Annotated in this window: 23 protein-coding genes; 11 read left to right on the top strand and 12 right to left on the bottom strand. The window is 67.6% G+C overall.

Going from position 1 to position 20,802, the window contains the following annotated elements; translation table 11 throughout:
- The first annotated feature begins 88 nt into the window (after positions 1-88).
- Complete coding sequence (locus QFZ83_RS03040; protein WP_206175215.1) at positions 89-397, top strand: hypothetical protein; 309 nt, start codon at positions 89-91, stop codon at positions 395-397.
- Positions 398-453: 56 nt separating this feature from the next.
- On the top strand, positions 454-1,440 hold the full coding sequence (locus QFZ83_RS03035; RefSeq protein WP_307502501.1) for an ornithine cyclodeaminase family protein: 987 nt from the start codon (positions 454-456) through the stop codon (positions 1,438-1,440).
- 1 nt (position 1,441) lies between these two features.
- Here the strand turns inward: QFZ83_RS03035 and QFZ83_RS03030 are convergent, their stop codons facing one another.
- The gene (locus QFZ83_RS03030) at positions 1,442-2,590 is read right to left on the bottom strand and encodes a threonine synthase (protein WP_307502497.1); all 1,149 of its coding nucleotides are present in this window, start codon (positions 2,588-2,590) and stop codon (positions 1,442-1,444) included.
- A 103-nt stretch (positions 2,591-2,693) separates the two neighbouring features.
- On the opposite strand from QFZ83_RS03030, the gene QFZ83_RS03025 reads away from it, so the two are divergent.
- The gene (locus QFZ83_RS03025) at positions 2,694-3,320 is read left to right on the top strand and encodes a transcriptional regulator (RefSeq protein ID WP_307502493.1); all 627 of its coding nucleotides are present in this window, start codon (positions 2,694-2,696) and stop codon (positions 3,318-3,320) included.
- A 24-nt stretch (positions 3,321-3,344) separates the two neighbouring features.
- Here the strand turns inward: QFZ83_RS03025 and QFZ83_RS03020 are convergent, their stop codons facing one another.
- Complete coding sequence (locus QFZ83_RS03020) at positions 3,345-4,325, bottom strand: tripartite tricarboxylate transporter substrate binding protein (RefSeq protein ID WP_307502491.1); 981 nt, start codon at positions 4,323-4,325, stop codon at positions 3,345-3,347.
- A 16-nt stretch (positions 4,326-4,341) separates the two neighbouring features.
- On the bottom strand, positions 4,342-5,598 hold the full coding sequence (locus tag QFZ83_RS03015; protein ID WP_307502488.1) for a pyridoxal-phosphate dependent enzyme: 1,257 nt from the start codon (positions 5,596-5,598) through the stop codon (positions 4,342-4,344).
- A 106-nt stretch (positions 5,599-5,704) separates the two neighbouring features.
- On the opposite strand from QFZ83_RS03015, the gene QFZ83_RS03010 reads away from it, so the two are divergent.
- Positions 5,705-6,625, top strand: coding sequence for a LysR substrate-binding domain-containing protein (locus tag QFZ83_RS03010; protein WP_307502485.1), 921 nt, complete (start codon positions 5,705-5,707; stop codon positions 6,623-6,625).
- Between the two features lie 10 nt (positions 6,626-6,635).
- Here the strand turns inward: QFZ83_RS03010 and QFZ83_RS03005 are convergent, their stop codons facing one another.
- The 3 genes from QFZ83_RS03005 to QFZ83_RS02995 form a co-directional block, all read right to left on the bottom strand.
- The gene (locus QFZ83_RS03005; protein ID WP_307502482.1) at positions 6,636-7,304 is read right to left on the bottom strand and encodes a hypothetical protein; all 669 of its coding nucleotides are present in this window, start codon (positions 7,302-7,304) and stop codon (positions 6,636-6,638) included.
- A 152-nt stretch (positions 7,305-7,456) separates the two neighbouring features.
- On the bottom strand, positions 7,457-8,479 hold the full coding sequence (locus QFZ83_RS03000) for a response regulator transcription factor (protein ID WP_013543222.1): 1,023 nt from the start codon (positions 8,477-8,479) through the stop codon (positions 7,457-7,459).
- The gene (locus QFZ83_RS02995) at positions 8,476-12,069 is read right to left on the bottom strand and encodes an ATP-binding protein (RefSeq protein ID WP_307502479.1); all 3,594 of its coding nucleotides are present in this window, start codon (positions 12,067-12,069) and stop codon (positions 8,476-8,478) included. The genes QFZ83_RS03000 and QFZ83_RS02995 overlap by 4 nt, the downstream gene beginning before the upstream one ends.
- 196 nt (positions 12,070-12,265) lie before the next feature.
- On the opposite strand from QFZ83_RS02995, the gene QFZ83_RS02990 reads away from it, so the two are divergent.
- The 4 genes from QFZ83_RS02990 to ureC are packed head-to-tail and all read left to right on the top strand — an operon-like array spanning position 12,266 to position 15,225.
- On the top strand, positions 12,266-12,568 hold the full coding sequence (locus tag QFZ83_RS02990) for an urease subunit gamma (protein ID WP_013543224.1): 303 nt from the start codon (positions 12,266-12,268) through the stop codon (positions 12,566-12,568).
- Between the two features lie 22 nt (positions 12,569-12,590).
- Entirely contained in the window at positions 12,591-13,190 is a 600-nt protein-coding gene (locus QFZ83_RS02985) for a HupE/UreJ family protein (protein ID WP_307502476.1), read from the top strand.
- Positions 13,191-13,197: 7 nt separating this feature from the next.
- Positions 13,198-13,503: an urease subunit beta gene (locus QFZ83_RS02980; protein ID WP_307502472.1), complete on the top strand. Its 306-nt coding sequence runs from the start codon at positions 13,198-13,200 to the stop codon at positions 13,501-13,503.
- A 3-nt stretch (positions 13,504-13,506) separates the two neighbouring features.
- Positions 13,507-15,225 (top strand): urease subunit alpha, encoded by a 1,719-nt coding sequence (gene ureC / locus QFZ83_RS02975; RefSeq protein ID WP_307502469.1) that lies wholly within the window; start codon positions 13,507-13,509, stop codon positions 15,223-15,225.
- A 12-nt stretch (positions 15,226-15,237) separates the two neighbouring features.
- Here ureC and QFZ83_RS02970 read toward each other — a convergent pair whose 3' ends face one another.
- Positions 15,238-15,630: a type II toxin-antitoxin system death-on-curing family toxin gene (locus QFZ83_RS02970; protein WP_306881700.1), complete on the bottom strand. Its 393-nt coding sequence runs from the start codon at positions 15,628-15,630 to the stop codon at positions 15,238-15,240.
- A complete protein-coding gene (locus QFZ83_RS02965) occupies positions 15,627-15,851 on the bottom strand; it encodes an AbrB/MazE/SpoVT family DNA-binding domain-containing protein (RefSeq protein WP_013543229.1) in 225 nt (74 codons plus the stop codon). Before QFZ83_RS02965 ends, QFZ83_RS02970 begins: the two co-directional genes overlap by 4 nt.
- A gap of 64 nt (positions 15,852-15,915) precedes the next feature.
- Here QFZ83_RS02965 and ureE point away from each other — a divergent pair, with 64 nt between their 5' ends.
- From ureE to ureG, 3 genes are read left to right on the top strand one after another with little or no spacing between them, the layout of a single operon-like run.
- Entirely contained in the window at positions 15,916-16,533 is a 618-nt protein-coding gene (gene ureE, locus QFZ83_RS02960; RefSeq protein ID WP_307502465.1) for an urease accessory protein UreE, read from the top strand.
- A gap of 1 nt (position 16,534) precedes the next feature.
- Positions 16,535-17,215, top strand: a complete 681-nt coding sequence (locus QFZ83_RS02955) for an urease accessory protein UreF (protein WP_307512615.1) — start codon at positions 16,535-16,537, stop codon at positions 17,213-17,215.
- Between the two features lie 18 nt (positions 17,216-17,233).
- Positions 17,234-17,884, top strand: coding sequence for an urease accessory protein UreG (ureG, locus tag QFZ83_RS02950; RefSeq protein ID WP_013543232.1), 651 nt, complete (start codon positions 17,234-17,236; stop codon positions 17,882-17,884).
- A gap of 16 nt (positions 17,885-17,900) precedes the next feature.
- Here the strand turns inward: ureG and QFZ83_RS02945 are convergent, their stop codons facing one another.
- The 4 genes from QFZ83_RS02945 to QFZ83_RS02930 all read right to left on the bottom strand — a co-directional run bounded on the left by QFZ83_RS02945 (position 17,901) and on the right by QFZ83_RS02930 (position 20,647).
- A complete protein-coding gene (locus QFZ83_RS02945) occupies positions 17,901-18,386 on the bottom strand; it encodes a hypothetical protein (protein ID WP_307502462.1) in 486 nt (161 codons plus the stop codon).
- Between the two features lie 115 nt (positions 18,387-18,501).
- Positions 18,502-19,095, bottom strand: a complete 594-nt coding sequence (locus QFZ83_RS02940; RefSeq protein WP_307502459.1) for an ATP-binding protein — start codon at positions 19,093-19,095, stop codon at positions 18,502-18,504.
- Positions 19,096-19,112: 17 nt separating this feature from the next.
- Complete coding sequence (locus tag QFZ83_RS02935) at positions 19,113-19,409, bottom strand: hypothetical protein (RefSeq protein WP_307502456.1); 297 nt, start codon at positions 19,407-19,409, stop codon at positions 19,113-19,115.
- 80 nt (positions 19,410-19,489) lie between these two features.
- The gene (locus tag QFZ83_RS02930) at positions 19,490-20,647 is read right to left on the bottom strand and encodes a porin (protein WP_307502454.1); all 1,158 of its coding nucleotides are present in this window, start codon (positions 20,645-20,647) and stop codon (positions 19,490-19,492) included.
- Between the last annotated feature and the right edge of the window lie 155 nt (positions 20,648-20,802).

Raw genomic sequence — 20,802 nt, 5'->3', positions numbered from 1 at the left:
AAGTTCGACCTCGAGCAGCCTTTTTCCCGGCGCGAACGCCGGCAAACCGGGCATTTTAGCTGCCTTGTTTCTGTCCTCAGGATTACTCATGTATCGCCGCCTCGCCCCCGCCATCAGCCTGCACCAGGCTGCAGAAGGCTCGCCCACGCTGGGCGGCCTGATGGCGCGCGCGCGCGACAGCGCCGAGCGCCTGAAAGCCGTGGAAGGACTGATTCCACCCGCCATGCGCAGTGCCGTGCAGGCCGGGCCCGCCGAGGGCGACGTGTGGTGCCTGCTGGTCAAAGGCAGCGCCGCGGCCGCCAAGCTGCGGCAACTCGCGCCGATGCTTGTTACGCGGCTCAAGAACAGGGGTTGGGATGTGGCGACGATCCGCATCAAGGTGCACACGGGCCGCTGACCGACCGGCAGGCGCTTTGAATTGATTTTTCGTCTGGAAGTAGATAATATTTCCAGATGACACCCTCGACGTCGCCCGCCGACGCACTCCTCCTGCTGCTCGACAAGCACCAGGTCAACGCCCTTCTCTCTCCCGACGACGTGCTCCGTGCCGCACGTGAGGCCTTCGTTCTCCACAGCGACCGCGAAGGCCGCGTCTTCCCGGTCGTTCGCGAGCCGCTTTCCACCGGTGGCGTGTTCGGCATCAAGTCGGGCGACGTGCAGGCGCAAGGCCTGCTCGGCTTCAAGGCGGCGGGCTTCTGGCCTGCCAACCGGCAGCGCGGCGGCGAGCCGCACCAGGCGACGATCCTGCTGATCGACCCCGCCACGGGCCGGCCGCTGTGCGTGATCGACGGCAACGCGATCACGACCGTGCGCACCGGCGCGGCGGGCGGGCTCGGCCTGCAGCAACTCGCGCGGCCCGACAGCACGCGGCTTTGCATCTTCGGCACCGGCGTGCAGGCGCGCATCCAACTCGACTTCGCGCTGCGTCTGATGCCCTCGTTGCGCGAAGTGCGCTACGTGGGCGCCGATGGACAGCGCAACACCGCGTTCGAAGACAGCTTCACAGCCCGCTGCAGCATCGCGCCCGCCACCGACCGCAACGCCGCGATCGCAAAGAGCGACATCGTGATCACCGCAACACCTGGCGGCGGCGCACTGTTCGACCTGGAAGCTGTTCAGCCCGGCACGCACCTGAACTGCGTCGGTGCTGACACCCGAGGCAAGCGCGAACTCCCTGAAGGCCTGTTGCCGCGCGTGCGCCTCTTCGTCGACGACCGCGCGCAGGCGCAGCAGATCGGTGAAACCCAATGGGCGCCCGATACGCCGAGCACCGAGTTGGGCGACCTGCTGAGCGGCAAGACCTCGTTGACTCGCGCTGACAGCGACATCACCGTCTTCGACATGACCGGCCTCGCACTCCAGGACCTGACGGTCGCGCGCCTGCTTCACGAACGCGCGGCCGCCACGGGCACAGGCACACGCCTCGCCTGGCCCTGGTAATTCAGGCGGCAGTGCCGCCGAAAAGCTCGGTCATGAACTGCGTCGACTTCAAGCCGGTGCCGGTCAGAAGCACAACCGTGGTTTCGCCAGCCTGGATGTCGCCCCGCTCCGCCAGCACATCGATGGCCGCAGCCGCTGTCGCGGAAGTCGGCTCGGCATACAGCCCCGTCGAAGCTAGCCGACGTACCGCTGCCGCGATCTGCTCTTCGGTCAGCGCCACTGTCTTGCCGTTCGTCTCGCGCAGCGCCTGAAGGATTTCCTGCAGGCGCACGGGCCGCTTGATCGCCGTGCCTTCGGCGATCGTCGGCTTCACGATGCGATCCACCAGCGTGTCCACGCCCGCGACGAAGCTCGCATCCACCGGCGAGCAGTTCAACGGCTGCGCCACGAAGATCCGCGGCAGCTTCGCGATCTGCCCCGCGGCCAGCAGCTCCTTGAAGCCGATCCAGCACCCGAGCACATTGCTGCCCGCGCCGGCCGGAATCACCACGTTGTCGGGCGCGACGAAGCCCAGGTCTTCCCAAAGCTCATAGGCCAGCGTCTTCGTGCCCTGCAGAAAGAACGGATGCCAGTTGTGGCTCGCGTAGAAGATCGATTCCGACTGGCGCACCGCCTCGTATTCCGACTCCTCGCGCGGTCCCGGCACCAATTGCACCTCGGCGCCGAAAGCGCGGATCTGCGCCACCTTGGGCGCCGGCGTGTAGCTCGGCGCGAGCACCTTCACCTTGATGCCCGCCGCCGCGCCCGCGGCGGCAATGGCCGCACCGCCATTACCGGAACTGTCTTCCAGCACCGCGTCGACGCCCAGTTGGCGCAGGAACGAAATCATCACGGACGCGCCGCGATCCTTGAAGCTGCAGGTCGGGTTGAACCACTCTAGCTTGAAGTGCGGCTCGAATGCGCCCCAGCGCTTCTGCACCAGCGGCGTACAGCCCTCGCCCATGCTCGCGGGCTGGTCGATCACGACCGGCAGCGCCGCGCGATAGCGCCAGACCGAGCGCTCGCGCGCATCGATATCGTCGCGCGTGATGCCCGGCAGCGGCGTCACCATCATCGGATTGCCGTCGTCGGAGCGCCAGCGGCGTTCCGAGAGGTCGTGGTATCGGCCAGTGCGGGGATCGATATAGCGTGCGGTTTCCTGGCGTGTCATGCGCGGTTCTCCTGGAGGATCTTTCTGGATTTGGATAATACATCCAGACATGGACTTTCTGTACAACTTGGATTCTTCGTCCAGAACTGGATACATTCCCGCCATGAAGAAGAAGTCCAACAAGCAGCTCCTGGAGATGCTGCGCAACATGGCCGAAGGCCTCGGCGAGACCTTTGCGCCCTTCTGCGAGGTCGTGGTGCACGACCTCAGCAATCCAAAGAACGCGATCTACGCGATCGAGAACAACCTGAGCGGGCGGCAGGTCGGCCAAGCGGTCACCGAACTCGGCCTCGCGCGCATCCGCGACCCCGAGTACCCGGCGGTGATTTCGAACTACGCCAACACCTTTTCCGACGGCCGCAAGGTCAAGAGCACTTCTATCGGCGTGAAGGACGAGAGCGGCGAGTACGTAGCCGCGCTGTGCCTGAACGTCGACCTGACGCTGTTCCAGAGCTTCCAGGGCGCGATCTCGCAGTTCACGCGCATCGACGACCGCGAGGTGCACGAGAGCCTGGACACCGGCGCTGGCCATTCGGAGCGAATCCACGCGCGCATCGACGAATTCGCCGCGTCGCGCGCCACCAGTTCGCGGTCACTCAAGCCCGCGGATCGCAAGCAGCTCGTGCAGGAGCTGAAGAAGGCCGGCTTCCTGGAGATTCGCCGCGGCGCCGAGATCGCCGCAGCGCACATGGGCGTCTCGCGCGCCACCGTGTACAGCGACGCCAAGTAATAAATAGAGCGAGAGCGGCCGGGCTTACTGCGGCTGCAGGCCGACCTCGTGCGCCACCTTCTGCCAACGCTCCGCCTCCGAGCGCAGGAACGCGCGCAGTTCGCCCGGCGTCGATCCCTTCATCTGCACGCCCAGCACCGCCATCCGCTCCTTCACCGAGGGATGCTCGAGCGCTGCGATGGCTTCCCGGCGCAGTTTCTCGATCACCTCCAGTGGCGTCGTGGCCGGCGTCACCATGGCCCACCACTGGTCGATCTCCATGCCCTTGAGGTTGTTCTCCGCGAGCGCGGGCACGTTCTGCAGGCCGGCGATGTTCACGCGCTGCGTGCTTGTGACGAGCAGCGGCCGGATCCTGTTGCCGCCCGCGAGGCTGGAGCCGCTGGCCAGCGTCGCGAAGTGGCCGGCCACCGTGCCGGCCGCCACGTCGGTCAGCGCCGGCGCCGAGCCCTTGTACGGCACCATGTTGAAACGGATGTTCGTGCGCCTCGCGAGCATCTCGGCCGCGAGATGGCTCACAGTGCCCGCACCGCTGTGCGCGATGGCCGGTGGCGACGACTTGGCGGCGGCCGACTTGATGAAGGTCTTGAAGTCCTTGCTGTCCCCGTCCATGCCCGCGAAGAACACCAGCGGCGAGGTGCCGATCATGGTCACGGGCGTGAAGTCGCGTAGCAGGTCGTAGGGCAGCTTGGCCGTCACCGCCGGCGCGATCGCGTGCGGCAGCTCGACGATGGCAATGGTGTAGCCGTCGGGCGCCGCCTTGGCGGCCACGTCGGTGCCGATCATCCCGGCCGCGCCGGGCCGGTTGTCCACGATCACCGGGCTGCCGATGGTCTGGCCCATGCGCTGCGCCATGGCGCGTGCGATGGCGTCGGTGCTGCCGCCCGCGGCCCAGGGCACGACGAGCTTGATGGGCCGTTCGGGGTAGGCAGCCCATGCAGGTCGCGCTGCAGCGAGCAGGGCTGTAGAGCCGGCGGCCAGAAAGGCCCGGCGATGAATCGTCGGCATGGTGGGCTCCTTGGGTTCAGACGGCGGGGTCGGGCCAGCTTGGATCGCTCGACGCGTTGGCCGTGAGCATCAGCACCACATGCGCGTCAGCGGCGATGGCGCCGCTCTCGCGCAGTTGCCGCAGCGCGGCCAGCCCGCCGGCCGCGCACAGCTCAGCGCTCACGCCGGCAGCCGTGAGCAGCCGCCGCGCCGCGCGCGCTTCGTCGTCGTTCACCACCACCGCACCGCCGCCCGTCGCCGTGGCGGCCTGCCACTGCAGGTAGGTCACGGTGGCGCCCGCCGTCGAGAACTGCGCGGTGTGGCCGGGATAGCTGCCGTTGATCGCGCCGCCCGCGAACACGCGTGCGAGGCGCGGGAACGGCTCCACCAGCCAGAGCCGCGGCAGGCGCGGAATGCGCCCCGCGGCCAGCAGGTCGCGAAAGCCCGCGTAGATGCCCCAGGCGAGGTCGCCGCGCGCGGTGGGAATCACGATGTGGTCCGGCAGGCCGGCGTCGGCCACGCACTCGGGGGCGATGGTCTTGTAGCCCTCGATGGCCAGCGGCGCGCTGCCGAGCGCGGGCAGGCGGTAATTGGTCAGCGCGAAGTAGCCGGGGTACTGCGAGCGCTCGCGCACGAAGGCCCAGCGGCCGGCGTTGTCGGCGAACACATAGCGCCGCGCGCCCAGCGCATCGAGTTGGCGCGAGTAGGTCGCCGGCATGCCTTCGTAGGTGGCGACCTCGCAACGCAGGCCCGCCGCCCACGCATAGTGCGCCGCCGACACCGCCGCATTGCCCGAGGACGCGAGCACCAGTGTGTGGGCGCCGAAGTCCAGCGCCTGCGCCACGCCCACCGCCGTCATGCGGTCCTTGTGCGAGCCGGTGGGGTTGCTCGATTCGTCCTTGAGGCCGAGCCGCGCGACGTCGAAATGCCGCGCCAGCTCCGTCATTTCCAGCATCGGCGTCTGGCCCTCGCCGAGGGTGAAGCCCGACGCATAGGGCATGGGGATCGCATCGTGGCCTTCTGCTCGCTCTGTCTCGTTCCCCAGGTCGGGCAGGTAGCTCGCGCGCAATGCGACGTGAAAGCCCGCGCGCTTGCAGGCGGGGCAGCCGTCGTGCGTCAGCGTGACCGGGTAGAGCGCATCGCAGCGCAGGCACTGCAGGCCCCGCAAGTGCGAATTGCGCACCGGCTTGAGCGTGCGGGCCAAGGCGGAGGCGGCGGGATTCCCCGAACGATGGGCCGAGGGTTCCGCTGGCAAGGCGGCGAACTTGAAGTCCAGAACTGGCGAGGGCGTCACAGCGAGGGGATGGGGTTGGAGGTTGTGCCTAAATCTTATGCATTCGGAAATAAAATTACGCACCTTTAGATACTCAATCGATAAATAAACTTATCGGTGGCCATCGATGCGATTCGCCGAAATCGAGACGTTCCGGGCGCTGATGCGCGGCAGCTCCACCCGCAAGGCCGCGGCCTTGCTGCATGTGACGCAGCCCGCCATCAGCCAGTCGCTCAAGCGGCTCGAAGCGCAGGCCGGCATGCTGCTGTTCCAGCGCACGGGCGGGCGGCTGGTGCCCACGCCCGAGGCGCGCGCGCTGTGGATCGAGGTGGAGCGCGTGTTCATCGGCATGGACGCCATCGAGCACCGCGTGAAGAGCCTGCGCGACTTCGGCCTCACCCAGCTGGAACTCAGTTGCTTTCCGGCCTATGGCCTCGGCTTCATGCCGCGCGCCCTCGCCCGCCTGAAGGCACACCGCGGCGCGAGCCCCTGGCCGCAGGTGTCGCTGCAGGTGCTCAGCTCCAAGGACGTGCGCGACCGGGTGGCGATGGGCATCTCCGACTTCGGACTCATGGCCGACGAACTCTCGCTCGAAGGCATCGACCACTCGACCTTCTCGCGCTTTCCCGGCGTGGTGGTGATGCCCGAGGGCCATGCGCTCGCGCGCTTCAAGACCATCAAGCCGGAGCAGCTGGCAGAGGCAGCCTTTATCGCGCTCAACCCCGAAGACCCCTCGCACCAGCGGCTCGAGGCGGCGCTGGCGCCCTACGGCGTGGCGCTGCGCGTCCTGGTGCAGACGCCTTATGCGGCCAGCGTGTGCGAGATGGCGCTGCGCGGCCTGGGCGTGGGACTGGTCAATCCGATCACCGCGCTCGACTACGCGGAGCGCGGGCTGGTGGTGCGCCGGCTGTCGATCGACGTGCACTTCACCTGCATCCTGGCGCTGCCGGCGGGCAAGGTGCTCTCGGCGACGGCGCGCGACTTTCTCTCGCTCATGCGCCTGCAGCTGGCCGAGGACGAGAAGCGCATGCAGCGCTATCTGCGATAGGCCGATCGATTCACTTCCAGCTGAACTCGTGGTTCAGGCCGACCACGAAGCCCGTCACGCTTCGCCCGCCGAGCGGGCGGCTGCGCGAGGCGCTGATGTCCACGCTGATCAGCGGCGTGAGGCTGAACCGGCCGCCCACGCGCGAAGTCCAGGCACCCGAGGCGCGATTGCGTTCGGCGATCAGCGACACGACATCGGTCAGGGCCCACTCGGCGGCCAGGCCACCGCGCGGCGTGCGCACGCCGCTGCCGAGCGCCCAGTCCGCGCCGAGGTTGGCGTGCAATTGCAGGCTGTCGACGGGCCGCCAGGTCACCGGCACCACGAACTGCCCGCCCATGCGGCCACCGCGCCGGAGATCGGACACGGTGCCCATCGACACCGCCGCGCTGAGCGGCGCATCTGCGGCTTGGCCCAGGAAGGTCCACTTGAGCTGCGGCCCAGCGGTGATCGAATGAACGCGCTGTACGTCCTGAACCGAGAGCCGGTCGACGTTCAGCCCCAGCTCGACAGGCCCGACGCGGCACGACGGCCCGATGTGAAAGCCCGTGACCGGCTCGACACCGGTGCGGCCCCACCAGGTCTCGTACTGGCATTGGCCCGGATCGAGCGTGCCCGCGTCGTCGACGTCGAAATGCCCCGCGGCCTCCGCGCCCAGGCTCGCCATCGCGCAGGAAGCCATCCACAGCCAGCCGGGATGCCAGCAGCGGCTCGTTCGTCGGATTGTTGTTCTCTTGCTGCTGTTCTTCATCGCGCACCCCAAGGCCCTCGGACCATTCTAGGGAGGCGGAAAGTCGGCGCGGTGACGCGCCGCAGCACGGCTGCAAAGCCCTCTCAGATCTCGAACTGGGGCTGCAGCTCGCGGATGCGCTTGATGGCCACGCCAGCCGCGGCGGTGCGCGTCTCCACGCCCAGCTTCACGTACACCCGCTCCAGGTGCTTCTTGGCAGTGGCCGGGCTGCTGCCGAGGATCTCGCCGATGTCCTTGTTGGTCTTGCCCTTGACCACCCAGTACAGCACCTCGGCCTCGCGCGCGGTGAGCTTCAGGCTCAGGCTCATCGCCTCGATCACCCCGGTGTCGGACACCTCGCGCATGATGATCATCCACTCGTCGCCGTCGTCGTCCTGCCCGGTCTGCTGGTGCAGGCGCAGCGTGAGGCTGTTCGCGCCCTGCGCGATCGAAAGCGCCGGCGGCTCGATGCCGCGCTGGCGCGCATCGGGCGTGTGGCGCAGCAGCCATTCGAGCACCGCGGGCGGCGTCTCGGGGGCACGCGTCTCGCAGTAGCGGTGCAGCAGGTCGCGCGCGAGCGCCGTCTGCCAGATGAGGCGCCCCTCGGGCAGCCGCACGGTGATGCTCGCGTAGCCGAACGCATCGAGCGCATTGCGCGCCTGGCCGGCCTGCCGCGCGTCCTGCCGCGCGCGGCGCGCGCCCTGCAGGTGCACGTTCATGCGCGCGAGCACTTCCTTGGGCTTGATGGGCTTGGTGACGTAGTCGACGCCGCCGGCTTCGAGCGCGGCCACGAGGTGCTCGGTTTCGGTGAGGCCGGTCATGAACACGATGGGAATGTGCGCGGTCGCAGCATCGGCCTTGAGTCGGCGCGCCACCTCGAAGCCGTCGATGCCCGGCATCATCGCGTCGAGCAGCACGATGTCGGGCCGCGCCTGCGCGGCGCGCTGCAGCGCCTGCTCGCCGTTGGTGGCGATGAGCACGGTGTAGCCCGATTCGTCGAGCGCGTCGTGCAGCACCGCGAGGTTGTCGGGCACGTCGTCCACGATGAGCACGAGGTCGGCGTTGACGCCCTCGTCGCGCAAGCTTCGTGCGAGGGGCGAGGGTTCGGGAGGCGGGGTGGTTGTCATGGCGCACTCACTGCTTCGGCCAGCGCCCGGCTCATGGCCTCGAACTGGAACTGGCGCGCCAGCACGCGCTGCGCCTCGGTCCATGCCATGCACTCGGGCTGTTCGGTGTCGATGTCGTCGAGCTGGTTCATGATGCCGCGGAAGTAGCCGAGGCTCACCGCGTCTTCGAGTGCGCGCAGGCGCTCGCGCGAGGGCGGCTGCATCGTCTTCGGCGCGGCCGGCGCAGGCAATGCGGCGGCGGTGTCGGTCCACTTGAGGCCGAGCCGGCGTTCGAGCCAGTCGAGCAGTTCGGTGTGGCGCACGGGTTTCACGAAGAAGTCTTCGGGCGCGATGCCCACGTCGTTGTCCAGGCCCTTGTCGAAGGCGTTGGCCGAGACGATGGCCACGGCCTCGTCGGTCAGGCCGAGCTTGCGCGCACGGCGGATGGTTTCCCAGCCGTCGATGCCGGGCATCGCGAGGTCAACGAACATTGCGTCTGGCCGGTAGCCCGCGGCGATCAGGTCCAGCGCATCGTGGCCGCTGGCCGCGGTGCGTAGCTCGAAGCCCAGCGGCGCAAGCACGTGCTCGAGCAGGTCGCGGTCGGCCTCTTCGTTGTCGACCACAAGAAGGCGGCGGCGCGCACCTTCATACCCGCGGCGCGCGCGCGTCACCGGCACCGGCCGGCTCGCGCCCACCGCCGTATCGTGCACGCGCGGCAGGAAGAGCCGCACGCAGAAAAGCGAGCCCACACCCGGCGTGCTCTGCACTTTCATCTCGCCGCCCATCAGGTCGGTCAGCATCTTGGCGATGGTGAGGCCGAGGCCCGCACCCGGCGCCGACGAGGCCGCCGCGTTGCCGCGCGCGAAGGGCTCGAAGATGCGGTCGATGTCCTCGGTCGTCATGCCCGGCCCGGTGTCCTCGATCTCGATGGCCGCGAACTCACGTGCATACGCCAGGCGCAGCGTGACCTGCCCCGCCGCTGTGAACTTGATCGCGTTGCCCAGCAGGTTGATGAGGATCTGCCCCACCCGCTTCTCGTCAGCGCGCACCACCTCGGGCAAGGCGCCTCCGGCTTCGAAGCGGAACTGCAGCCCCTTCTCGGCGGCCTGCAGCTCGAACATGTCGGCCAACTCGCGCATGGTGTCGGCAAAGCGCATCGGCCGCGCGTGCAGCGTGAGCTTGCCGGCCTCGATGTGCGCGATGGCCAGCGTGCCTTCGATGAGCGACAACAGATGCTCGCCGCCGCGCTTGATGACCGCCACCGCCTGCTGGCGATGCGGCGGCACCGAGTGGTCTTCGCCCATCAACTGCGCATAGCCGAGGATGCTGTTGAGCGGCGTGCGCAGCTCGTGGCTGATTGCGCTGATGTAGCGGCTCTTGGCCTGGTTGGCCTGGTCGGCGGCGCGCTGGGCCTGCTCGGCGACGGCGCGTGCTTCTTCAGCCGTTTGCTTGGCAGCCTGCAGGGCACGGTCGGTTTCGCGGTGCAGCTCGATCTCGCGCAGCAGCAGGTGGGTCTGGCGGTTCGACTCTTCCTGCGCGACCTTGCGGCTCTGGTGCGCGAGCACCAGCCACCACGCCACGATGCCCGCGATGACCAGCAGCGCCATGTACGCCTTGAGAAACCCCGAGCGCAACGCCGACTGCTGCACGCCTGCCCAAACCTCGGACACGCCGGCCTGCGACGCGAGCTCGACCGCACTCTCGGCCAGCGCCCGCAGCTCCTGCTGATAGAGCACGCCGAACACCACCGCCAGCAGCGGCACGATGATCAGCATCAGCAGCAGGAAGTGCCCCAGGCCGGTGTCCAAGTAGCGCCAGCTGCGCCGTGGCAGCAGCCAGCGCAATGCGGCCGACCACTGCGACGACAGGCTCGCATGCGGCTTGCACAGGTCGCCGCAGCGGGCATCGAGCGTGCAGCACAGCGAGCAGATCGCGCCCTGGTAGGCCGGGCAATGCGCCATGTCCGGCCCTTCGTATTCGCGCTCGCAGATCACGCAGTGCTGCATCTTCAGACGCTGGTAGTTGCCGCTTTCGTCCGATTCGACCTTGGCCCAGCGCACCGCGCGGCCACCCGCTGCCGGGGTGAACGGCACGGCACCCATCGCATCGGAGGCCCGCGCCAGGTAGTACTTGCCGCCGGTCGCCCACGCCAGCAGCGGCGAGGCGATGAGCGCGGTGCCCAGCGCAATCAGCGCCGAGAACGCCTGCGCCAGCGGCCCGAACACGCCCAGGTGCGCGGTGATCGACAGCACCGAAGCCAGCGCCATCGCGCCCACGCCCACCGGGTTGATGTCCCACAGGTGCGCGCGCTTGAACTCGATGCCCGGCGGCGAGAGTCCCAGCGGCTTGTTGATGACCAGGTCGGCCACCACCGACATCATCCAGGCGATGGCGATGTTGGCGAAGAGGCCGAGCACATCGCCCAGCGCCTGGAACACGTTCATCTCCATCAGCATGAAGGCGATGAGCGCGTTGAACACCACCCACACCACCCGCCCCGGATGGCTGTGCGCCACGCGCGAGAAGAAATTGCTCCAGGCCAGCGACCCCGCATAGGCGTTGGTCACGTTGATCTTGAGCTGCGAGATCACCACGAACAGCGCCGTGGCCGCCACCGCCCAGCCGTAGTTCGGGAACACGTACTCGTAGGCAGCGAGGTACATCTGGTTCGGATCGACCGCGCGCTCCACCGGCACCATGTGCGTGATGGCCAGGTAGGCCAGCAGCGCCCCGCCCAGCATCTTGAACACGCCCAGCACCACCCAGCCCGGGCCGCCGGCCAGCACGCCCGCCCACCAGCGCCGCCCGGTGGTGGCGGTGCGCGCGGGCATGAAACGCAGGTAGTCGGCCTGCTCGCCCATCTGGGTGATGAGCGCGATGCCGACCGTCAGGGCCGCGCCAAACAGGTGCAAATCGAAACCCTTGGTGCCGGTCTTGACCCCGTTGTAGTGCACGATGCCCGCGAACGCACCAGGATCGCGCACGAGCACGAACACAAAGGGCACCACCAGCATCAGCAGCCAGAGCGGCTGCGTCCACAACTGCAGCCGGCTGATGGCCGACACCCCGTGCGTGACCAGCGGAATGACCACCAGCGCGCACACCAGATACCCCCAGACCGGCGGAATGCCCAGCGCCAGCTCCAGCGCATAGGCCATCACGGCCGCTTCGAGCGCGAAAAAAATGAAGGTGAAGCTCGCGTAGATCAGCGAGGTGAGCGTCGAGCCGATGTAGCCGAAGCCGGCGCCGCGGGTGAGCAGGTCCATGTCGACGCCGTAGCGCGCGGCATACACGCTGATCGGCAGCCCCGCCAGGAAGATGATGAGCCCGGTGACCAGGATCGCCCAGAAAGCATTGGCAAAGCCGTACTTCACCAGCAGCGTGGCGCCCACCGCCTCGAGGATCAGGAACGACGCCGCCCCGAAAGCCGTGTTGGCCACCCGCCATTCGGACCACTTGCGAAAGCGCTGCGGCGTGTAGCGCAACGCATAGTCTTCGAGCGTTTCGCTCGCGACCCAGCTGTTGTAGTCGCGCCGGACCTTGACGATGCGCTGGGGGGCAGCGTCGAGGGTCGTGGTCGTGGCTTCGGGATTCACACCGTTTCGGTGCATCTTTCGTGCCTGAATCGTTGCTCGCCCCCAGGCGGCGCGCACTTCGTGTCGCTTCGCCAACCCCCTACCGGGGGCGGGCCGACCGCTTTGGGCGGCCGGGCGCGGCGGCCCCTGGGCCTTCACCGGCACGACTGTTGCAAAGAAGAAGGCTTGCCCATAATGGCCGCCCCTTCCCCAGCCACCCGATGCCGCTCCCATGGAACTGACCCCGCGCGAAAAAGACAAGCTGCTGATCTTCACCGCGGCGTTGCTGGCTGAACGCCGCAAGGCCCGCGGCCTGAAGCTCAACTACCCCGAAGCCATCGCCCTCATCTCCGCCGCCGTGATGGAGGGTGCCCGCGACGGCAAGAGCGTCGCCGAACTCATGAGCGACGGGCGCTCGGTGCTCACCCGCGCCGACGTCATGGACGGCATCGCCGAGATGATTCCGGACATCCAGGTCGAAGCCACCTTTCCAGACGGGACCAAGCTGGTCACCGTCCACCAGCCCATCGTCTGACCCGCCACAAAGAAGAACCGACATGCGCCGCACCACTTCCAAGACCCTCGCCCTGCTCGCCCTCCTCCTGCCGCTCGCGGCCAGCGCCCACACCGGCGTCGATGGCGGCCTGCATCACGGCTTCACCACCGGCTTCCTGCACCCGCTGACCGGCGCCGATCACCTGGCCGCCATGGTCGCGGTCGGCTTCTGGAGCGCACTGGCCGCGCGCCGCGCCTGGCCCGATCTGCTGTGGGCGCCGCTGGCCTTCGCCGGCATGCTGCTGGTGGGTGCGTTGATGGGCCTCGCCGGCGTTCAACTGCCAGCCGTCGAACCGATGATCGCGGCCTCGCTGCTGGTGCTGGGCCTGCTGGTGGTCACGCGCATCCACCTGCCGGCGGCTGTTGCGATGGCGGTGGTCGGCGTGTTCGCCGTCTTCCACGGCGTGGCCCACGGTTACGAGCTCGCAAGCGAGCAAGGCGCCGCACTCACGCTGGCCGGCATGGTCAGCGCGACCGTGCTGCTGCACCTCGCCGGCATCGCGCTCGGCTGGGCGCTGCGCCACGCCAACGCCTGGCTGCCGCGCGTGGCCGGTGCCGCCGTCGTCGCACTCGGCGCGACGCTGCTGGCACAGGCGATCTGAGGCCGCCATGACCCCCGGCGAACTCCTCACCGACGACGGCGACCACACGCTCAACCCCGGCCGCCGCACCCTCACACTGGTGGTGCAGAACACCGCCGACCGGCCGATCCAGGTCGGCTCGCACTATCACTTCGCCGAGACTAACGGCGCCCTCGGCTTCGACCGCGAAGCCGCGCGCGGCATGCGGCTGAACATCGCCTCGGGCGCCGCGGTGCGCTTCGAGCCGGGGCAGCAGCGCACGGTCGAACTGGTCGATTACTCGGGCGATCGCATCGTCTACGGCTTTCGCGGCCTGGTTCAAGGAAAGCTCTAAAACATGGCCACCATCGGGCGACGCGCCTATGCAGAAATCTTCGGCCCCACCGTGGGTGACCGGGTCCGCCTTGCAGACACCGAGCTGCTGATCGAAGTCGAGGCCGACTACACGCTGCGTGCCGGCGGCTACGGCGAAGAAGTGAAGTTCGGCGGCGGCAAGACGATCCGCGACGGCATGGCGCAATCGCAGCGCACGCGTGCGCAGGGCGCCGTCGACACCGTGCTCACCAACGCGCTCATCCTCGACCACTGGGGCATCGTCAAGGCCGACATCGGCCTGAAGGACGGCCGCATCGCCGCCATCGGCAAGGCCGGCAACCCAGACGTGCAGCCGGGCGTGGACATCGTTATCGGCCCCGGCACCGAAATCATCAGCTGCGAAGGCAACATCGTCACCGCGGGCGGCATCGACAGCCACATCCACTTCATCTGTCCGCAGCAGATCGAGGAGGCGCTGTCTTCCGGCGTGACGACCATGCTCGGCGGCGGCACCGGTCCCGCCACCGGCACCTTCGCGACCACCGCCACGCCCGGCCCCTGGCACATCGAGCGCATGCTGCAGGCCGCCGATGCGTTCCCGATGAACCTCGGCTTTCTCGGCAAGGGCAATGCGAGCCTGCCGGATGCGCTGCACGAGCAGATCGACGCGGGCGTCATCGGCCTCAAGCTGCACGAAGACTGGGGCACCACGCCCGCGGCCATCAGCAATTGCCTCGACGTGGCCGACGCCACCGACACGCAGGTGGCAATCCACAGCGACACGCTCAACGAATCGGGCTTCGTCGAGAACACCATCGCGGCCGTGGGCGGCCGCGCGATCTGCGCCTTTCACACCGAAGGCGCGGGCGGCGGCCATGCGCCGGACATCCTGCGCGTGGTCGGCGAGGCGAACTTCTTGCCGTCGTCCACCAACCCCACGATGCCCTACACCGTGAACACGCTCGACGAGCACGTCGACATGCTCATGGTGTGCCACCACCTGGACGCCGGCATCGCCGAAGACCTAGCCTTCGCCGAGTCGCGCATCCGCAAGGAAACCATCGCCGCCGAAGACGTGCTGCACGATCTGGGCGCGATCAGCATGTTCAGCTCCGACAGCCAGGCCATGGGCCGCGTCGGCGAGGTGATCATCCGCACCTGGCAGACCGCGCACAAGATGAAGGTGCAGCGCGGCACGCTTCCCGAAGACAGCGAACGCAACGACAACTTCCGCGCGAAGCGCTACGTCGCCAAGTACACGATCAACCCGGCGATCGCGCACGGCATCGCGCACGAAGTCGGCTCGCTGGAAGTCGGCAAGTGGGCCGACATCGTGATCTGGAAGCCCGCCTTCTTCGGCGTGAAGCCCTTCACCATCTTGAAGGGCGGCACGATTGCGATGGCCGCGATGGGCGACCCGAGCGCATCGATCCCGACGCCGCAGCCAGTGCACTTTCGCCCGATGTTCGGCGCGTACGGCGGCTCGCTCGCGAAGAGCTCGCTCACCTTCGTCTCGCAGGCCGGGCTGGCCTCGGGCATCAAGGAGCGCTACGGTTTAGCCAAGCACCTGAGCGCGGTGAAGAACATTCGCAACGTGCGCAAGAGCGACCTGATCCACAACGGCTACACGCCGAAGATGGAGATCGATGCGCAGACCTACGCGGTGCGCGCCGACGGGCATCTGCTGACCTGCGAGCCGGCGAAGCTGCTGCCGATGGCGCAGCGGTATTTCCTGTTCTAGATGCTGCGGGCCTCAGGGCGAGCGAGGTGCCATGTGGCCTCGGATCCAATTGGCGAAGCTGCTCTCGTCCATGGCGCTGGCGGCGACGTCGAGCATCACCAGCGTAGCCTCGGCCTGCGTCGCCACCAGTCGCTGGCCGTTCAGGGCAAGGAACAGACCAACGGACAGGAATGCCGCGCGCTTGTTGCCGTCGATGAACGGATGGTTCTTGGCCAGTCCCACGCCATAAGCGGCCGCGAGGTCTGCCGCGTCGGGCGACTCGTAGCTCACGAGGTTGAGCGGACGCGCAAGCGCGGACTGCAGCATCGTTTCGTCGCGCAGGCCGGAAGCTCCACCATGCTCGGCGAGGCTTTCGTCATGCAACAGGATCAAGGTGCGCCTGTCGATCCAGCGCCAAGTGCTCATTTGGCGAGCTGGTGGAAGGTGTCGCGGAATTCGCGCATGAATTCGCGGCCAAGCTTCAGTTGTTCTTCGATCTCGGGGTCGTATGGCGTCAGGGTAACGCCGTTGGCGGCCTCGGTCAGGAACAGCGTGTCGCCCTTTTCTACCTTGAGCCGCGCCAGCACTTCCTTGGGAAGAATCACACCGACGGAGTTGCCGATCTGGGTCAATTTGAGTGCCGACATGAAGGCCTCCGAAGTTATAACAGACGTTATATTACCGACGTCTCACCGCTAAAAGCAAGTCAACATGCTCACCGCCAACAAACTCATGCCCCAGGGCCGCGGCCTCGCGCCCGTGCTGCTCAAGCGCGCCGCCACCGTCGAACTCGACTGGGACGTCCGCCAGAAGAGCCGCTTCGACGCCACCGATTCGCAAGGCCGGCAGATCGGCATCTTTCTGCCACGCGGCACCGCGGTGCGCGGCGGCGATGTGCTGGTGGCCGAAGACGGCTCGCTGATCCGCGTCATCGCGGCACCGCAGCCCGTGCTGCGCATCACGCACTGCACGGCCCACGGCACGCCCTTCGACCTGACGCGCGCGGCCTACCACCTGGGCAACCGGCACGTGCCGATCGAGCTCAAGCCCGACCACCTGAAGATCGAACCCGACCACGTGCTGGCCGACATGCTGCGCTCGATGCACCTGATCGTCGTTGCGGTGGAAGAAGCCTTCGAGCCCGAGGGCGGCGCCTATGGCTCGCAGGAGCATTTGCATGGCGGCGGTCATGACCATGCCCACGATCACGGCCATTCGCATGGCGCCAGCAAAGGCCCGAAGCCACTCGTGCTCGCGCCGGAATTGCTCGACGACCATGCCGACCATCCGCACGGTCACGATCACAGCCACCACGGCCACTCCCACTGACATGCCCGAGCCGGCCAGCGCCCAAAGCCTCCTGCAACTCATCTGGCTGGCCTCCCCCGCCCTGCCCGTGGGCGGTTTCTCGTATTCCGAGGGCGTCGAGGCAGCGGTCGAATGGGCCGGCATCAATTCAGAGGCCAAGGCCACCGAGTGGCTCGCTGACCAGTTGCACCTGAGCTTCGCGCGCGGCGACCTTGCACTGGTTGCGCAAGCCATCCCCGCCTGGCGCGCGAACAATGCACCGCGCATCCGCCAGCTCAACGAATGGGTCATGACCACCCGCGAATCGGCCGAGTTCTTCCTGCAGACCGAGCAGATGGGCCGCTCCTTCGTCGAGTGGCTCAAGCTGCACCACGCGGACACGGCCGAGGTATTTAAAGACCTGCCCGCGAGCTACCCCGTGGCCTTTGCCTTCGCGCTCAGCCGCACCGGCGCCACGGTGCACGACGGGTGCCTCGCCTTCGCCTTCGGCTGGGCCGAGAACATGGTGGCCGCCGCCGTAAAAGCCGTGCCGCTCGGCCAGAGCGCGGGCCAGCGCATCCTCGCGCGGCTGGCAAACGAAATCCCCGCGGCCGTCGACCGTGCGATGAAGCTGGGCGACGACGAACGCCAGGCCTTCGCGCCCCTTTTGGCCGTGCTGTCGGCCCGCCATGAAACACAATATTCCCGCCTCTTTCGAAGCTGACCGAACCGGACAACGCCCATGACCTCCGCCCTGCACCACATCCCCCACCGCACCAAGAGACTGCCCCCGCTGCGCGTGGGCATCGGCGGCCCGGTCGGCTCGGGCAAGACCACGCTGCTCGAAATGCTCTGCAAGGCGATGCGCGACAAGTACGACCTCGTCGCGATCACCAACGACATCTACACCAAGGAAGACCAGCGCCTCCTGACTGTGGCCGGCGCGCTGCCCGCCGAACGCATCATGGGCGTGGAAACCGGCGGCTGCCCGCACACCGCGATCCGCGAGGACGCGTCGATCAACCTCGAAGCCATCGACCGCATGCTCGAGGACTTTCCGGATGCCGACGTGGTGTTCGTCGAATCCGGCGGCGACAACCTCGCGGCCACCTTCAGCCCGGAGCTCTCGGACCTCACGATCTACGTGATCGACGTGGCGGCCGGCGAGAAGATTCCGCGCAAGGGCGGCCCCGGCATCACCAAGAGCGACCTCTTCGTGATCAACAAGATCGACCTTGCACCCTACGTCGGCGCGAGCCTGGAAGTGATGGAGCAGGACACGCAGCGCATGCGCCGCCAGCGGCCCTACGTGATGACGAACCTCAAGACCCACACCGGCGTGGCCGAGGTGGTGGCCTTCATCGAGCAGCGCGGCATGCTCACCGAAGGCTGACCGGGCCTTCTCGCGTTCAGAGTTCGCTGCCGTCCCGCAACTGCCGCGCCTTGTAGACGAGCCGCACGCTCGCGCGGCGCGGGTCGCTGACCTGCTGCACATAGACATCGGCGTCGCCGCTCGTCCACGCGGCGTAAGCGCTGCCCGGATCGCGCGACGCGAGTTCGTTGCCGAACACGCCGCGCCCCCATTGCACCAGCTGCCCGAATGCCGATGCGCCGCTGTCGGGCGCGGACTGCGCCGCGGCCACGTATTCGACGCGCCGCAATTCCGATGCCGCAAAGAAGAAGGTCGGTTCGAACATCAACCCCGCCATCTCGACCGGCGCTGCGCGCCAGCTTCCGAGCAGGCCACCGGTCAGTCGTTGCGGGCGGTGCACGCGCTCGGCGGCGGGCAGTGCAGCCTGCAATTCATCGGCCGTCATGCCGAGCCGCACGCCCGGTGGCAAGGCTTGCGCATGCAGCGCACCGGCAGCGAGAAAAATCGCACTCGCGGCGAGCATACGAAGAAAGGAAGAAGAGGCTGAAATTCGCACGTTCGGCATCGGGAGGAAAAGCGGCGGCACCGTGGGACCGCGAGTATGACGCGGAGTTCCACGGCGCGGCAGCGCGCGCCCTTCAAGCCCTCGCGGGGGACTCGTGCAACGGCAGCCGCAGCGTCAGGCCCAGCGCGCCATCGGCATGCGGCGCCGAATAGATGCGCCCGCCATGGCGGCTCGCAATGCGTTCGCAGACTCGCGCACTGGCTTGCGACGCGGCGTCGAGCGCATCGAAGAACCTTGCAAGCGGTGGCCGCACATCGTCTGCATCGAGATCGCGCCAATGGATGACCGCATGCCCTCGCTCCACGCGCGCGCAAACCTGCAGCGTCGCACCGGCACGCATCACGCTCGCCGCATGCGCCGCGACCTTGGACAGCAGTTCGCACAGCTCCGCCTTGATGACGAAGACATGCACGGCCTCAGGCGGAAGCTGGATGTCGAAGCGAATGCCCGTCATGTGCGGTGCCACACCGATCAGCGGCCGCAGGTCCTGCACGCTGCTGGCCAGCAGCTTCTGTCTCGCATCGTCGCGCGCCTGCTGCGCCGCCTTGCGGGCCGATGCGCCCGCCCGCATGTTCACGACGAAGAGAGAACCCATCATTACGACCACGCCGGCAAGGCCCAGCGCAATGGCCACCGCAATGAAGAACCCAAGACTGCCGGAATACATGTGTGTGCGGCCTTTCCTCAACGCGGCACGGGCGCACGGAACTCGAGCGCGCCCGAGGCACCGCGCTCGCAGCTTCCCGGCAATGCATCCGCACGCGGCCCCGGCAGCGCAGGCCGCGCACCTTCGGGCTGGCCTTCGCACAGATCCCATCGCGCCATCGGCGGCCCGTGATGCTCGAAGGACATCGGAAATGGTGGCTGCCCACCGCGGAACATCGGCGGCGGTCGAGGTGGCATGGGCGGCGGCAGCATGATGCAGCCCGACAGGCCGGCGGCTGCAAGCACGCCCGCGAAGTGATGGATTCGTCGCGTCATTTGTTGAATCGATTCAAAGCATTGGCCGGCCGTCCGCGTGCGACAGCGCGAGTGCCCCATCGCACCGGCCGGCTGCATCGTCAGAAAGCGTGGCGGATGCCGAAGTCGTAGCCCGTAGACGAGCGCGGCAGGCCCGTGTAGCCCACGCCCGTGCTGCCGTAGCCCGTGGTGGCCGCGGCCGACAGGCTGCCGGTGTAGGCCGCGTCGTTGCGGTTGTTCACGCGTGCAACGGTGGCGTACAGCGCGGTGCGCTTGGAGAGGTTGTGCACATAGCCGATCGCGAACTTGTTGACGCGCGGGTCTTCGCCGGTAATGCCGACGGTGCCTTCGTTGTAGCGCACCGTGGAGTACGACGCGCGGATCAAGCCAGCGCCCACCGGCATGCTCGCGCCGATGAGGTAGCCGTTGTAGCTGTCGTGGCTGTTGCCCACGGCGAGCGCGAACTTGTTCTGCACGTTCGAGAGCTCGCCGAAGAGCTTGACGGGCCCGAAGTCGTACGACGCGCCGAGGTTGATGGTCTGCACCTTGCGCGTGAGCGAAGTGGTGTCGACCGCGACGTTCTGGCCCACCGCCAATGCGACATCGAGCGGTCCGTTCGCGTAGCCGAAACGGCCGCCGACGTAGCGGCCCGCGCTGCTGCTGATCTCGGCGGTCGTGTCCGTGGCGCTGGTCTTTGTGTTCTCGTTCAGGCTGTACTGGACCTGGCCATAGAAGCCACCGAGGTTCGGCGGCAGGAAGTAGCCGACCATGTTGCTCGCGCGCACGTAGTTCGAGTTGGCAAGGCCCGCGCTGCTGCTCACCGAGTAGATCGCGCTGGAGCCCGAACCGTTGGTGCCGAACGGATCGAACACCGTGTCGTTCCAGAAGGTGGCCGTGTAATCGCGGCCCAGCCGCAGTTCGCCGAAGCCACCGGAGAGGCTGACGGTGGAGCGGCGGTTGAAGCTCGCGATGCCGGTGGCGCCGTCGTCGTTGCTGATCGGCGATTCGAGCCAGAAGCTGGCGGCCAGGCCGCCGCCGAGGTCTTCGGTGCCGCGAAAGCCAATGCGGCTGGAGTTGTAGCCGGAGTTGGCAAGACTCCATTGGCTCTGCTTGCTGCTCGCACCCGTGATCGGGTCGCGCGACGTGGCGCTCTGGTAGCTCACGCCGGCATCGATGACGCCGAACAAGGTAACGGACGATTGGGCAGAGGCCAGGCCGGTGACGGCCAGCGCGGCGAGTGCCGTGAGGGATTTCTTCATTCAGGTTTCTCCGGGTTTTCAGCTGCTCTACATCGAGCGGCTGAACGGATGGTCTCGTCCAAATTTGGAGGAATCTGGTGGACGCCGCATGCTTTGCACACGGTGTTGTTTTGAGCGCACTCACCACGATGCAAGCGGCCGACAGCATCAACGCC

This window comes from Variovorax sp. W1I1, assembly GCF_030815625.1.
Taxonomy (GTDB): domain Bacteria; phylum Pseudomonadota; class Gammaproteobacteria; order Burkholderiales; family Burkholderiaceae_C; genus Variovorax; species Variovorax paradoxus_C.
This window is presented reverse-complemented; position numbering and strand designations above follow the sequence as displayed.